Raw genomic sequence first — 15137 nt, 5'->3', positions numbered from 1 at the left:
TGTTGCTGGGAAAGTCGGGGATCAGCCGCGCCGGCGCACGTGCACGTCGGCACACTGGTCGACCGGCAGCAGCTTGGACGGCTGCTCATGGGCCGTCCGGTAGTCGTCGAACGAGAACACCTGGGAGCCGTCGCGGTTCACGGTCACCACGCGCAGATCGTCGTCGTGCCCGTGATGGACGAACACGACGTCGTCATTGCCGGACGCCAGGAAGGTGAGGCTGCCCGCACCGGTGTTCTCGGCGACCTCCTCGATCTCCTCCCAGGAAGACACCGTCTGCCATCCCGGTCCGGCCGGCCGGCCACCGTCGAACAGCCATTCCAGGCCGGGCTTCGCTCCCGGCGTTCCGGCTCGGGCGCCCTTGATCTGAATGCCGAGCGCGAACCGTTTCTGAAGCACACCGTGTGTCCGGGGGACGCCGGTCGACTCGCTGAGAGCAAAGCCGCGAACGGCCATGTCAACGACGCGGTGCACGGACGCCGGTAGTGACTCCGCCGGGATGGCGTTGATGGGCATCGATTCCCTTTCGGCTGGAGGCTGCGGGTCGTCCGGTGAAGAGCGTTCGGCGGGGGCCTCTCCGACGACCGGCGTACGCGGCGGAACCGGCGGCTCACGGGTCAGGGCCGGGTCGAACTCGCCGCCGACCCGGCCGACCTCGCCCGGTTCGACCGGATCGCCCAGTGGGGCCACCTCGACCGGGCCGACCGGGATGAAGATCGGCGGTCGATGTGCCGGCAGGACCGCCCGGCCACCCCGCTGACCGTCCAGGAACAACACGCCGTCGCCGTCGTTCACGACGTTGACGAGATGGTTCCGCCCGCCCGGGCCGCCGACGATCACCAGGCCCTGTGCGCCGCGACCGGCCGCCCGCAGCGCCCGGGCGATGACGTCGTACGACTCGGCCCGGACCAGTCGCCTCGGGCCGGTCGTCCCCCCGGGCGCCGGGAGGGTGTCGTTGGCGTAGGCGACGACCTCTACGGCGTCGACGCCGCCACCGCTGTACTGCGGATCCTCGATCGCCAGACCCGGCGCCACGAACGACGGGATCTCCCCGTTCAGCTGGGTCTCGACCGCCATGTGCGTCGCCAGCGCGGCCAGGAAACAGTTCACGGTCCGCTCGCCGGTCTGGTGGCGGTCCTGACCGCCGTCGTTCACCTGCGCGAGCCAGCCGTACCGCTGGTGGAAGACGGCATCGCCCGCACCCTGCGGGGCCCACCACTGGAAATCGATCGATGCTGGGGCCAGCCCACTCGGGACGGCGGCGCCCGGCGGCCTGTCGTGGTCGAGGACATTCCGCTGAGGCGGCTGCGCGGCGTTCGGATTCTGGGGCACGGCGGCAGGACCGGTCGAATCCGGAGCTGACATAGGCCCGGCGACCGCGGGCACATGATCATCCCAGTGGCTCACCCCATCGGCAGAGGACATGCCGGACGGACCGGTTGACATCGGACCCGCCTCGGTGGGCCGGGTCGTGCCGTCGGGAGCGAGGGCGGTGTCGCCCGGTCCGAAGGCCTGCGCGGGGTCGCTCGCGCTGCCGGGCGCGGGGACGTCCGGCGGGACGGAAGCCTCGACCGTCCGCCCGGCGCCGTCGTTCAAAGACCGGAATTCGTCGCTCAGGCGCACGGTCTGCGACACGGGTTTCGGGTCGCTGCCGGCGCCGTCAAGGAGCGGGGCCGGGCTCCGCGACTGCTGGGCGGGCGCAGCGGATCCGGTGGCCGGCGAAGCGGCCGGGGGAACCGGCGAAGCGGCCGGGGGAACCGGCGAAGCGGCCGGGGGAACCGGCGAAGCGGCCGGGGGAACCGGCGAAGCGGCCGGGGGAACCGGCGACGCGGGCCGGGACGGGACGCCGGGGTCGCCTCGGGTCTCCGCCCCGCCGCCCGGGATCGCCGCCGTCCGGTCGTCAGCCGCCGTCGGCACCTCCCGCTGGTCGACGACTCCGCCGGCCACGGCATCGACCGGCGCCGGCGTGGCGTCGAAGCCGGGGCCCACAGCCGCCGGCGTGGCGTCGAAGCCGGGGTCCGCGGCCGCCGGTGTCGCGTCATGGTCCGCAACGGCCGGCGCGGACCCACCGTCATAGCCGGGACCGGCAGGCGCCGGGGTCGCGGACGAGCCCGGGGAACGGGGCAATGCCAGGTCGTCATACGGGGCTTCGTTGTGGCCCTCGGTCACAGCCTCCGCCGCCGGAGCGCCGACGCGGTCGGGTGCGGGCACCGGCGAAGACGGCCCGGCGTGGTTGCCGGTGTGCGTGCGGTGGCGCAACGCGTCGCCCGACACGTGACCGGCGTGCTCCGTCAAGCCTGACACCGCACCGGAGGCCGCACCTCCGTACAACGACTCCGCAGTGACTTCCTCTCCCTGGATACCCGCCCATGTGGGTCCGACCAGGACCTCCGTACCGGCCTCGACCACCACGTTGTCCACCCAGCCCTCCTCCTGCTCCGGCGGCGCCGGAGCTCTGTTGACCGGAGGCGCATCGGTGACCGGAGATCGCGGAGCAACGGGAGGCACCTCGTCGCCGACGGTCGACCTCGGCACGGCGGGCGCCGGCGGAATCTCCGGCTTGGGGTCGGGCCTACCCGGCCCGTCCCTACCGATGATCTTGGCGAACACCTTGCCGAACTGCGGGCCGAGGATGTTGTAGAGCTGGCCGACACCGACGCCGAGCGCGCCACCCAGCGCGCCGATCGCCGCCGAGTCCGAGACCTTCTTCCAGTCGATGTCGTCGATCGAGCCGTTACGTTTCATGATGGCCTGCACGGCCAGCGACATGATCACCTGCGCGCCCGCACCCATGGCCTGCCCCATGGCGATCTGCATGCCCAGGCGCAGCAGGAACGCGATGACCCGGGACCGCCCGATCACCAGCCGCAGCAACCACCCCGAGATGAGTCCCGGGAACAGCCACTGCAACGCCAGAACGATCATGAATGTGATCAGCAGCTCGACCAGAGTCGCGATGATCATCAGCTTGGCGTACTCGACCTCGACGGCGAGGTTGTCGAAGTCGTCGCTCATCCGGTAGACGTAGCGCCCGGCGAGCGGGAGGAAGCCGGGATTGTCGACGTACTCCCGCATCGCGTCGACGAAGGCGCGGTCGGCCGCGCCCTGCATCGCGCTGGAAAGCGAGTTGACCACAGCCACGAAGTCCGGTTGCAAGCCCTCGATCTCGAGGCCGAGCGACCTCAGCGCCTCCCCCAACTGCCGAAGGATGGTCTCGTCGACCGCCGGGAACTGCTCGCCGGACAACCAGAACTGGAAGCGGTTGTACTCGTCCGAGACGTCGATACCCACGACCGAACAACCCCCACTGACGAACCGCGGCTATATCGAGGACGACGCACCGAACGACGGGAGCTTCAGGAGGGTGTGCGGCGCCACGCCTCGGCCAGGCGCTGCAGCGCCTGGCCGGCCTGCGGGCCGGACACGACCGGTGTGCCCGGCGAGGGCTCAGTCGCTTTCCGGGTGCGCAGGAAGCCCTCGGTCAGCTGCCGGCCGATCTCCTGAACGGTGCGCGGGTCCGGCCCGTACGCCTCGAGGATCATGTCGTGCCGCAGCGTCCACGGCAGCGTACGCAGGGCCGCACGCGCCTGCTCCGAAGGCACGGCACCGACCACGACGGTGACCCGCTCGTCGACGACCGGAACGGTGAGCAGCTCACCCGGCATCGGCTCGCTCGCCGGGTGCAGCCACAGGCCCGCGGGAATCGGGGTGAAGCCGGATCCGTGCCGCAGGAGCGGTTGCCATCGCGGGGCCGGGAAGCGAGCGCCCTGAGCGACCGGCTCCCGGCCGGGCTCGAACCGGACCCACTCGCCCTCCTGGACGAACAGCCGCTCCGGCAGCATCAGGGCGGCCCCGGTGGGCGCCACGACCGTCACGCCCAGGCTGTCGGCCAGCGTACGGGCGATGCCGTTGGCCCCCGAGAACGAGAGAAGCAGCCGGATCCCGTCGGTGCGGCCGCCCAGGAGCCGCGCGAGCTCCTCGCCGGTCGGCCCGGGGTGGACGGCGACGACGACGTGCCGGATGCCGGGCTCGGAGGGCAGCCCGGCCAGCAGTTCGTCGGGCGGTGCGGGTGAGTCGCCGAGCACGACCGTCACACCGGCCCGCTCGAGCAGATGGGGCGCGGTCACGCCCCGGCCTTCGCGACAACGTCCTCGACCAGCAGGGTGCGCAACTGGTCGACGGTCGGCCGGCCCAGCGCCCGGATCCGGCCGGCCTGGCGGGTCACCGCCTCGTCGAGGACCTGCCGGGCGTACCGGCCGTTGCCGAAGGTGGCCGTACGCCGTACACCCTCGAACCTCTCCCGAACCGCGCCCAGCGTGGCCCCCGGGCATTCGTAACCGCTGGTCATCGCCAGTTGCTGGAAGATGCTGGTCAGCTCGTCGGGGGTGTAGTTCTCGAAGTGGATGCGCCGGGAGAAGCGGGACGCCAGGCCGGCGTTGGCGGCCAGGAACGTCTCGATCTCCTGCTCGTAGCCGGCGGCGATCACCACGACCTCGTCGCGGTGGTCCTCCATCAGCTTGACCAGCGTGTCGATCGCCTCGCGGCCGAAGTCGTTCTGGGCGCCGGGCGGGGCCAGGGTGTACGCCTCGTCGATGAACAGCACACCGCCGCGCGCCCGCTCGAACGCCTCCCGGGTGCGATGCGCGGTGTGCCCGATGTACTCACCGACCAGGTCGGCCCGGGCGACTTCCACGAATTGACCTCCCGCGAGCACGCCCAGAGCGGTCAGCAGGTCACCGTACAGCCGGGCCACCGTGGTCTTGCCGGTGCCGGGCGGGCCGGAGAAGACCAGGTGCCGCGACATCGACGGGGCCGGAAGCCCGGCCGCGACCCGGGCCCGGGTGGCCGCCAGCAGGTCGATCATCTCGGTGACCTCCCGCTTGACCGCCTCCAGCCCGGTCATCCGCTGCAGCTTGGCCAGCATCTCGTCGACCCTCGCCTGCTCGCCCTCGCCATCGCCGTCCCGCGCGTCGGCGCCGAGATCCTGCGGCATCAGCTGGGCGAGCTCGACCCCGGACGGGTCGTCGCTCTGGGCCAGCCGGAACGCCTGCCGGCCCACCATCTCCTCGAACACCTTCCGGGCCACGCGGGCGTTGCCGAAGTTCTCGTCGCGCACCATGCCGCCGAACAGCTCGGTCAGCGCGAGGCGGGTGTCGTACTCCAGCGAGTAGTGGTGGCTGCTGCAGATTCGCTCGACGATCGTCACCAGCTCGGCCGTCGAGTAACTCTCGAACTCGATGGTCTTGGCGAACCGCGAGGCGAGACCCGGGTTGGCTCCGAGGAACGCGCGCATCTGCGGTGAGTAGCCGGCCACGATGACCACGACCTCGTCGCGATGGTCCTCCATGAGCTTGACCAAGGTGTCCACGGCTTCCCGGCCGAAGTCGTGGCCGCCACCCTCGACCGGCATCAGGGTGTACGCCTCGTCGATGAACAGCACCCCGCCGAGCGCCGCCTCGAAGCGTTCAGTGGTCTTCACTGCCGTGCCGCCGATGTGCTCGGCCACCAGGTCGGCCCGCGCCACCTCGACGATCTGCCCGGTCTTGAGGACGCCGAGGCCGGCCAGAATCTTGCCGTAGAGCCGGGCCACGGTGGTCTTTCCGGTGCCGGGAGCGCCGGCGAAGACCATGTGCCGGGACATCGGCGGGGCGGGCAGCCCGGCCGCGGCGCGGCGCAGGCCGATGCGGTGCAGGCCGACCAGGGTGGCCACTTCGCGCTTGACCCCGGCCAGGCCGACCAGGGCCTCGAGCTCGGTCAGCAGGGCGGCCACCGGGTCCTCGGCCGGCTCCGCCGGCGACGACGGGGCCGGAACCGCGGCCGGGGCGCCGCCGACGTTCACCGTTGAGCCCTGCTCGCGGCTCATGTTCTCGCGGGTGTTGTCGAAGGCCTCGCACTGTTCGATGCTGCCGGCCGACCCGGGGGCGCAGCGGACTCCGATCACGTTGCCGTGGGACCGTACCCGCTGGGCGCGCACGGTGCCGCCCGTCCCGATCAGCAGGCCGGCGCCCTGAGCACCGGAGACCTCGACCGAGGCCAGGACGGCCGTCCCGCCGTCGGCGACCACGATGCCGTCCCGCCCGCCGCTGACGGACAGATCGCCGGCCTCCATCCGGGAATCGCGTCCGATGTGGACGCCGGCGGTGGCGGCACCGCTGATCCGGCTGTCCCGCACCGTGACGACGGAGTGATCGTGCAGGTCGATGCCGGACTCGGAGCAGCCGGAGACGCGTACCCCACTGAGAACCGGGGTGGCCGATCCGGTGGCCACCAGCCCGTTGCGGCCGCCGGTCAGCGCGGTCCCGGTCATGGTTCCGGAGGCCTGCGCCTCGAACACCGCGGCCGACGTCGTGGAGGCGGTGAACCGGCCTCCGGTGATCTGCGGCGCCGACGAGCCGGTGGCCGCGAAGGGAACGGCCTGGGTGTTGGAGATCTCGCACTCGATGTAGCGGCCCGTCGCCGACCCGGCGACCACGATGCCGTGCCCGCCGGCGCGGTTCACGACGCAGGCCTGCACCAGCGGGTCGGCCGAACCGGTCACTTCCACGCCGTGCCCGGACAAACCCTCGAACTCACACCCTTCGAGTACGGGAGACCCGCCGTTGAGCACCGCGCCGGTGTTCCCGCCCCGCACCGTCACCCGTTCGAAGCGGGTACGGCTCTCCGCCTCGGCCACGATCGCCGGTCCGTCGCCACCGTTCACCAGGCATCCTCGGACCACGCCACCGCCGTCGCGGAGGCTGAGCAGAGCGGCGCCGGTCATCCCGCCGAACTCGCAGTCGGCGACGGCCACGCCGGGGCCGGCGATGACGACACCGACGGTCCCGACGTCCCGCACAGTCGTACGGCTGAGGGCAAGGTCGCCGGCGCCCTCGACCAGAGCGCCCGCCCCGCTCGGGTTCCGCACCACGCCGCCGGAGAGGCTCAACCGGCCCGACGGCACGTGCACGGCGACGACGCCCCGCCCGTCGATGTCGCAGTCGGCCAGCGTCAGCGCGCCACCGCCCACCTGGACGGCCGGGAGCTCGGGGCTGCCGCCGGTGATGGTGAGGCCGCGCAGCACGGCGGTGCCCGCGGCGGCGAAGACGGCCGCGCCGGAGCCGCCGTCGATGGTCACCGTGCCGCGGCCGTCCTCGGCCACCAGCGTGACGTCGCGGTCGAGGCGGAGCTGCTCGGTGTAGACGCCCGGCTGGACTACGACGGTCGCGCCCGGGCCCGCGTGGGCGAGCGCGGCCGAGATGCTCGGCAGGCACCCGGGATCGGTGTGCGATACCGACAACATGATATCGGTCATGCTCGTTCCATTCTTTCCGCGATGGCCGTGCCGGAGCCGGACGGCCGGGGGTGGGCGGGCGCACCGCGCCGGAAACGCCGCTGCTGACGGTCGACGCCGATCGGGAAGCCGGACCGGCCGACCGGCCGGATCACGCCGGACGGCCGAACCTCGCGGAGACGGGTGACGACCCGGTCCACGTTCTCCGGGCCGACCCGGTTGCGGCCGGTGGTCGCCAGATCGCGCAGCAGCACCCGTACCGGCGCCGCGCGGTCCGCCGGCTCGTCCACGGCCAGCACCGAGAAGCGGCTGCCGGGCGGGAAGAGTGCGGCCGACTCCCCCGCGCCGAGGCCGCCCACGCGATGGGCGCTGGTGGACCAGATCGCGAACTCGATCGCGACGTCCTCGCCGGACGCCGGAACGAGGTCGACGTCGACGAAGCCGGGCTCCTCGAGCTCCTCACCGGGGCGGTAGGCCACGGTGACCTCCGGGTCGGCGGGCAGGTTGCGGAACACCGGGCCGAACACCGACGGCAGCCGCACCAGGCCGTGCTGCGCGGTGACGGCGAGCAGGAGCGCGCGGGCCGCGGCGGCCTCGTCGACCGCGGTCTCGCCGCGCAGGGCGGCGTTGAGGGTGGCGTGCTCGTCGAGCAGATACGAGCGGACGGCGACCAGCCCGGCCGTCGCGGCCGTCGAAGGACCGGCGACGGCCCGGAGGCCGGGGTTCTCGGAGAGCAACCGGGTCACGACACGGGCGTGGGCGTCGTACGAACGGCCCAGCGTCTCCCGCACCGCGGCCAGGTCCACCGGCGAATCGGCGTCCGGCAGCCAGAGGCCGGACCCGAACCCCGTCGGCGGCTCCGCACTCCTGGGCGGCACGGCCGCCGGCGCGGCCGGAACCAGCGGTTTGCCGCTAGCGGCCGGCGCCAGCGGTTTTCCGGTACCGGCGGACGCCAACGGTTTTCCGGTACCGGCCGGCGCCAGCGGTTGTTCGGTACCGGCCGGCGCCAACGGTTTTCCGGTACCGGCCGGCGCCAACGGTTTTCCGGTACCAGCCGGGGCCGCGGTGACGGCGTCCCGAGCGAGCGGCACCGGTCGACGGGGCTCGACCACCTGGGACGACGCGGTCCAGGTACTGACGCGCAGCAGTTCGGCCCAGCCCTTGTCTACAATGGCCGGTCCCGGCGATGTCGCGATCTCGGGCCGAGGTGGCCGGGGCTTGGCATCGCCGGTGTAGGCGAACGCGGGCCCGGGCAGGATCGAGCCGACATCCTCGGCCGGGCGGGGCGCGGGATGCCAGCGCCGGAAGACGCCGTCGGTCGACGCGGTGCCGTCGGCGGCGAACCGTACCGTACCCTCGGCCGTGGTCACCGGCCGCCCGAGAGCCTGGCACAGCTCGATCAGGATCCGCCGCGAGGCCGCCGGCGAGCCCTCGGGCCGATGCGGCGCCAACAGGATCGGCCGGGCCGTCGCCAGCGCGGCCAGATGCGCCGCGAACAGAGCGGGTGAGATCCGTTGTCCCTCGATCTCGAACCCGCCCGGGTCCCAGCCGACGTCCACGACGAAGAACCCGATGACCGGCGGGCGTGCCGGCGCCCCCTCGGCGAAGGGGACGAAGGACCAGCCGGCCGGGGTCGGCCGGCCCACCGGCGGTCCGGCCTTGGCGGCCTCCCGCGGCCCCGGCCGTCGGGGTTCCGGCGTGAACCACGGCTGGGGACGACGAGCGGGCAGGAGCATCAGACCGCGGCGGCCGCCGACCAGCCGCCAATGACCCACGTTCGGTTCCATCGGTTCTCAGGCCGCGAACTCGTCGGACGCGGCAGCCCGCCGGTACAGCTGGTAGAGCGCACGATGGACGGACTCGTCGGGCACCGCGGGCACACGCGCACCCCGGGCGGCGATGTGGTCGAGGAGGTCGGGATCCGGCGCGAGGCCGTGTTCGGCCAGGAAATAGGTGGTCGCCTCGGCCCAGATCCATTCGCCGTCGGTGTGGAAGGCGACCGGCACGGCGTCGCCGCGTCCCGGCTCGACCACGTCGGTGGCGTACTCCGTCGTGTGTATCAGCGGCACGCCCTGCCGCAGATAGGCGAGCACACGGTCCCGCTCCCCGCCGTCGAGCCGGGGATGATCCGCCGAGAAGTACGCCACGCCGTCGTCGTCGAGCTCGTCGAAGAGCGCGGCGACCTGCACCTCGTGGGCCACGGTGGCGGTCCAGACCAGCGCGCCGAACGAGACGGCCGTCCTCTGGTAGTCCGGCAAGGGCAGGTCGTCTTCGGAGAAGACTTCGACCAGTACGTCTTCTCCGAGCGCCTGCTCGATCGCCGCCGCCACCGTCACCGGGTCGGCGCCAGGAGCGACCCGGGCCGCGTACAGCCGCCTCGGCCGTGGCCATGGGGTGTCACCGGCCGGAAAGCGCCAGGACCGCCAGAGCGCCTCCACACCGTGCCGGGCCGAGGCCGCCGCGGCCGCGCTGTCAATGGCGTCGATGCCACCGGGCCCGTCGTAGATCTCGGTCAGATCCAGGGCGTACGGCAGCTCGTCCGCGTACTCGGCGAGAACGTCCGGCGGCACCGGCGCGAACCCGTAGGCCGGCGTCTCCTCCGCGGTCGACCGTTCGATGCCGGCCAGGTGCGCGACATCCTCGCCGGCATCGGCGAGAACCGCTGTGACGAGGTCGGCGTCGGCCGGGGCGAGCGGGACGGCCCCGGTGAGGGCCGCGTGGGCGATCGTCTGACAGACCGCCGCCGCGTCCCCCGCGGCGAGCCAGGCCCGGCACTCGGCGACCAGGTCGTCGGCGAACCGCCCGGCCGCCCGCAGCAGCAACCCGTGCAGCCCGGCCCGTACGGCGGCCGTGCCGGTCGCGATGGTCACGGCTGGTCCCCGGCCCGGCCCGGCCGGTCCGACTCGGCGTCGCGGAAGGCCTGCTGGATGTCCGCCATGGCGGAGTCGAAGTCGACCGGGCCGTTCAGCATTTCCATGATCGGGATACCGGACGGCATCACCTGGGAGAACAGTTGCACGGCGTGGGCCCGCGACTTCTCCCGCGCCTCCCGGACCGTCTCGATGATCAGCGACGCCAGCTCGGCCGGGGCCATCGCCCGGTAGGCGTTGGTGACGAACCTGATCCCGGTCAGCTCACCCTGTCCGTCGACCGTGACCGTGATCGCCCGGCTCTTCGACGTCACGCTCGTCTCGGCCGAGGCCAGGCCATCCTGAAGGTCACCGATGGCGGCCTTGTGACGCTCGAGCTCGGCCATCATCTCTTCGAGGCGGTTGTGCATGGGACTGGTCATCGCTCGGTTCCTTCAATCATCGATTCGGCCGTACGGGTTCAGCCGCGCGCGCTCGTGCGGCGCTGGCCGGGTCGTGTCTGTGGCGAGCCGGGCGCCTGCGGGCGCGACGGCAGCGAGGGCTCGTCCGGGGAGGCGCTGTCCCAGTCGTCCCGGCCGATGACGGACGGGGCGAGGTCCAGGTCGGTGCCCCAGACCTCTTCCTCCTCGTCGAGCCAGGTCGAACGTTCGCGTTCCTTCTCCTGCTGGTTGCCGCCCATGCCGTTCATCGGCGGCATGTACGGCGGATAGCCGCCCGCGCCGTTGGCATCGGCTCCGGCCGCGCTGCCGGACGTCCCGGTCGTGCCGGCGGAGGCCCCGCCCAGCCCGGATCCGGCCAGCCCTGATCCGGCCAGCCCAGATCCGGCCAGCCCTGATCCGCCCGGCCCAGATCCGGCACCGTCCAACGCCGCCGCGCCGGCCGCTCCGCCTCCGGCCGTCAGACCGCCGGCCAGACCGCCGAGGCCGCCGGAGGCAAAGCCCGAGTTACCCGTCGCGCCGGCGTCGGCCGGGTCGTACGTGCTGAACCCGGACCCACCCGACGGCAGCTTGCCCGGTTCCAACGCCGACGCGCCGTTTCCACCCGGCTTACCGCCGGTGAAATCGTCGAGGTCGGGCACGATCCCGCCACCTCGGCCCGGAAGGGTGACACCACTACCCGGCTTGCCACCCGAACCCGCGCCACCGCCGACACCGCTGCCCGAGCCCGGCTTGACGCCACTGCCTGGTTTGACGCCGCTACCCGGCTTGACGCCGGAGCCGGCGCCAAGACCGCCGCCCAACCCGCCGCCGACGAGCCCGCCGCCGACACTGCCGGCACCGCTTCCACTGCCCGTGCCGCCACCGAGGCCGCCGGAACCGCCGAGCCCACCGCCGGCCGAGCCGGAGCCGCCGAGGTCGCCCAGGTCCAGGCCGCCGCCGGAGCCTCCACCACCAGACAGCCCACCGCCAGACAGCCCACCGCCAGACAGCCCACCGCCAGACAGCCCACCGCCGGACAGCCCACCGCCGGAACTTCCACCGCCGAGGCCGGGGGTCTTGATGCCACCCCCGCCACCGCCGAGGCTGGGAGTGTTGATCCCACCCCCACCACCTGAGCCGCCGGAGGTCTTGATGCTGCCTCCAGCACCACCCGGAGTCTTGATCCCGCCGCCGCCAGGAGTGGTGATCCCACCGCCGCCGGGGAGGTTGGCCCCACCGCCTCCACCGGAGCCCGAACCGGTGGTGATCTGCGACGGCGGGGGGACGAACGGCGTCACGCCGAGGATGTCGACGCTGATCGCGTACAGGGCGTCCCGGAGCGGACCGAAAAGCCTGCGCATCTCGTTGTCCAGGCCCGACACCGCGTCGGCGAACTCGGCGTGCAGATCCCGGTCGATGACCGGGAAGTCGATCATCACGTCATAGTTCTTGTTCACGATCCGGCCGAACGACAACGGAACGATCCACGTCGGGCCGTGCGCGTCCCAATGCTCACCGATCTGGCGGTTGAGGTTGTCGCAATGGTCGGCCAACTGCTGGAGGATCTTGAAGATCATGCTCGTCGGATCATGACCGGGATGAGCGGCGAACGCGTTCCAGGCGTTACGAGTTCCGTTGAGGAAATCGTCGGTCCGGTCGGCGACGTCCTTCAGCATCGTCGCCCACTTACGCTTGGTGTTCATGTCCAGCTCAAGCCGGGAGAGCTCGGCCGAGAACCTGTACATCAACTCGGAGAACGCCTGGGCGGACGACCCCTTGAACCCACTCTGGTCGGTACCGAGCCCGTCCCGGCGTGTCTTCAGAACCTGCACCGTCCGCTCGATCCAGGCTCCGATGCCCTCCATCGTGGCCGAGGCATTGCGAAACGACTGCGGATCGAGCTTGTTGCCGGTGTTGAACACCCCGTTCTGGCTCTCGACGACGAACTTGTCGAAGATCGCGCGAGGCGACGGGTCGCCCTCGAACCAGTTGACCCGTCCTTTGACGATGTAGAACTTGGCTTCCTCGCTGTCCCCGCTCACCAACCTCGACTTGCGGTACATGGTGAAGTCGTTCTCGCCGGGGGTGCCGAAAGCAGGATCGTCGTACCACGGGTCCCGGTTGTTGCCTATCCACTCGAAGCCCGTGCCGACGAACCAGCTCCCGCCGACCATCCCTGGACGGTTGAGTCCGTCCGCCCCGAAGACAGTGCGGATCCCGCCCTCCCAGTCGGACGGATCAGGCGACCCAGGCATGATGAATTCCTTTGCGTGACGTGGTTTCCGGACCGGGTACGACACCCGCGACGACGATGGCGCGCCTCACCCCCGGGTGGGCACCCGGCGCTCGGCGGGCGACGGCCGCGGAGCGCCGGCGGGACTCGGGCCGAACGGCCGATTCGGCTGATCCGGCGCGGATTCGGCCTCGTCGCGTCCGATCACCGCCGGACTGACGCCCGCCGCGCCCCACACTTCCTCGTCCTCGTCCAGCCACGTCTTGCGCTCCCGTTCCTTCGCGTCCTGATCGCCGGTTCCCGTCATCGGGGGCATGTAAGGCGGGTATCCGCCGGCATTCGCGGCCGGCGTCTCGCCGAGATCCCCGACCGCCAGCCCCGACCCCGGCATCGCGCCGTTGGTGTCGAACGTGCTGAACCCGGAGCCGGCACCTGTACCGGGGCCGCCGCCCAGCCCACCGGATCCGCCCAGCCCACCGGATCCGCCCAGCCCACCGGATCCGCCCAGCCCACCGGATCCGCCCAATCCGCCGAAGCCTCCTGTCCCGCCCAAACCATCCAGCCCACCGAGGCCGGCCCCGGCGCCATCCGGGATGTCGAAGCTGGAACCGCCACCGCCGCCCAGGCCACCGAAGCCCGCTCCGGTGGCACCCGGAATGCCGGAACTCGAACCGGAGCCGCCGCCGAGGCCACCGAGGCCGGAGCCGGATCCACCCCCGCCTATGCCGTCGAAGCCGCCGCCCGGGACCACCTTGCCCGGGTCGATCGGCAGCGCGCCGTTGCTTCCGGCCCCACCGCCGATGCTCCCGAACGAACCGCCACCGGCCGGGCCGCTGCCGCCGGTGAAGTCGTCCAGATCGTCCCACGCCTGGCTGCCGCCGGGCCGGTCCGGCGACTCGTCACGCCCCGGCTTGCCACCCAGACCTCCACCGATGACGCCGCCGAATCCGCCGCCGATGATGCCGCCGCCGAACCCACCACCGCTCGCGCCACCGCCGAGACCGCCGCCGCCGGAGCCGCCGGTGAAGTCGGAGCCACCCGGCCCACCGAAGCCACCACCCCCGCTGAAGCCGCCACCGGACCCGCCGCCGACTCCCCCGCCGCCCGCGCCGAGGCCGCCGCTGGAGACGCCGAAGCCACCGCCGGTGCCGCCACCGGACGTACCTCCCCCGGTGTTGAGCGCGCCGAAGTTGCCGCCTCCGGCGGCCCCACCGCCGCCGGCCCCGCCGCCGCCACCGACGTTCCCGGTGTCCATGCCCCCGCCGCCACCGCCGCCATCGCCACCGGTTCCGGTGTCGATGCCGCCGCCACCGCCCGTACCACCGCCGGTGATCTTCGAAGGCGGTGGAACGAATTCCGTCAGCCCGTGCATGTCGAGGTTGATGCGCTCGAGGCTGTCCCGCAGCGGCGGGAACACCTCGGCCAGCTTGTCCTCGAGGAATTTGGTCGCGGCCGCGTATTCGGCGTGCAGGTCGGCGTCGAGCCTCGGGAAGTCCTTCATCATGTCGTACGGCCGGCCGGCGACGTTGCCGAAGGACAGCGGCACCGTGAAGGTGTCCTCCAGGGAGTGGCCGAACTCGCGTCCCCGGTTCAGCTGGTCGCAGTAGTCGGCCAGCTGCTGCAGAACCTTGAAGATCATCGTCGTCGGGTCGTGGCCGGGATGGCCCTTGTAAGCGTTCCAGGCGGCGCGGATGCCGTTGATGTATTCCTCGGCCCGGGTGCCCGCGTCCCGGAACATCCCGGCCCAGCTGCTCTTGGTGTTCATGTCGGTCTCGAGGCGCTGGAACTCCAACGACAACCGGGTCAGATATTCGCCGAACGCCTGACCGGCGCTGCCCTGGAAGCCACTGCCGTCGCCGCCGAGATCGTTGCGACGGGTCTCCAGCGTGCTCAGCGTGGCGGCGAGCCACGTGGTCAGGTTGTCCATCGTGGAGGCGACGTTGCGGTACGACTGCGGATCCAGCTTGTTCTGCGGGTTCTCGACGACCATCTGGCTCTCGATCACCATCTTGTCGAAGGCGGCCCGTGATGACGGGTCGCCTTCGAACCAGTCGACCCGTCCCTTCACGATGTAGAACTTGTCGCCCTGGGCGTTCGGATTGAAAGCCTTCTTGTACAGGGTGAAGTTGTTCTGGCCGGGCCGGCCGAAGAGGGGATCGTCGTACCAGGGGCTCTTGTTGGCGTCCCACCACTCGGTGCCCGTGCCGCTGATCCAGGTCCGGTCGACGATCGCGCCGTGGTCCAGTCCCTCGATGCCGAAGACCGTCTGGAGTCCGGCCTCCCAGTTCGGGGGCTGAGGCGTGAGCGGCATCGAGGATTCCTTAATCGGGGCAGGGCGGGACGGA

8 protein-coding genes are annotated in these 15137 nt (G+C 71.9%); all 8 read right to left on the bottom strand.

The genetic code is table 11. The features are described 5' to 3' along the window. Positions 1-21: 21 nt before the first annotated feature. Positions 22-3291, bottom strand: coding sequence for a toxin glutamine deamidase domain-containing protein (locus ACFY36_RS01325; protein WP_499743880.1), 3270 nt, complete (start codon positions 3289-3291; stop codon positions 22-24). 65 nt (positions 3292-3356) lie between these two features. Further along, a complete protein-coding gene (locus tag ACFY36_RS01320) occupies positions 3357-4127 on the bottom strand; it encodes a hypothetical protein (protein WP_499743879.1) in 771 nt (256 codons plus the stop codon). Further along, the gene (locus ACFY36_RS01315) at positions 4124-7291 is read right to left on the bottom strand and encodes an AAA family ATPase (protein WP_499743878.1); all 3168 of its coding nucleotides are present in this window, start codon (positions 7289-7291) and stop codon (positions 4124-4126) included. The genes ACFY36_RS01320 and ACFY36_RS01315 overlap by 4 nt, the downstream gene beginning before the upstream one ends. Next, entirely contained in the window at positions 7288-9057 is a 1770-nt protein-coding gene (locus tag ACFY36_RS01310; protein WP_499743877.1) for a hypothetical protein, read from the bottom strand. Before ACFY36_RS01310 ends, ACFY36_RS01315 begins: the two co-directional genes overlap by 4 nt. Positions 9058-9063: 6 nt before the next feature. Further along, complete coding sequence (locus ACFY36_RS01305; RefSeq protein WP_499743876.1) at positions 9064-10140, bottom strand: hypothetical protein; 1077 nt, start codon at positions 10138-10140, stop codon at positions 9064-9066. Then, on the bottom strand, positions 10137-10562 hold the full coding sequence (locus tag ACFY36_RS01300; protein ID WP_499743875.1) for a YbaB/EbfC family nucleoid-associated protein: 426 nt from the start codon (positions 10560-10562) through the stop codon (positions 10137-10139). The genes ACFY36_RS01305 and ACFY36_RS01300 overlap by 4 nt, the downstream gene beginning before the upstream one ends. A gap of 38 nt (positions 10563-10600) precedes the next feature. Then, positions 10601-12814 carry a WXG100 family type VII secretion target gene (locus ACFY36_RS01295; RefSeq protein ID WP_499743874.1) on the bottom strand — a complete coding sequence of 738 codons (2214 nt, stop codon included), beginning with the start codon at positions 12812-12814 and terminating at the stop codon, positions 10601-10603. 66 nt (positions 12815-12880) lie between these two features. Beyond that, positions 12881-15103: a WXG100 family type VII secretion target gene (locus ACFY36_RS01290; protein ID WP_499743873.1), complete on the bottom strand. Its 2223-nt coding sequence runs from the start codon at positions 15101-15103 to the stop codon at positions 12881-12883. Between the last annotated feature and the right edge of the window lie 34 nt (positions 15104-15137).

The sequence above is a fragment of the Actinoplanes sp. NPDC000266 genome (assembly GCF_042899005.1).
Classification (GTDB): domain Bacteria; phylum Actinomycetota; class Actinomycetes; order Mycobacteriales; family Micromonosporaceae; genus Actinoplanes.
Note: the sequence above shows the minus strand (reverse complement) of the source record. Positions and strands in the feature narration are given on the sequence as shown.

Coding starts and splice junctions, on each gene's coding strand:
- ACFY36_RS01310 (WP_499743877.1), bottom strand. CDS start 9,057: ATGGAACCGAACGTGGGTCATTGGCGGCTGGTCGGCGGCCGCCGCGGT.
- ACFY36_RS01315 (WP_499743878.1), bottom strand. CDS start 7,291: ATGACCGATATCATGTTGTCGGTATCGCACACCGATCCCGGGTGCCTG.
- ACFY36_RS01295 (WP_499743874.1), bottom strand. CDS start 12,814: ATGCCTGGGTCGCCTGATCCGTCCGACTGGGAGGGCGGGATCCGCACT.
- ACFY36_RS01290 (WP_499743873.1), bottom strand. CDS start 15,103: ATGCCGCTCACGCCTCAGCCCCCGAACTGGGAGGCCGGACTCCAGACG.
- ACFY36_RS01300 (WP_499743875.1), bottom strand. CDS start 10,562: ATGACCAGTCCCATGCACAACCGCCTCGAAGAGATGATGGCCGAGCTC.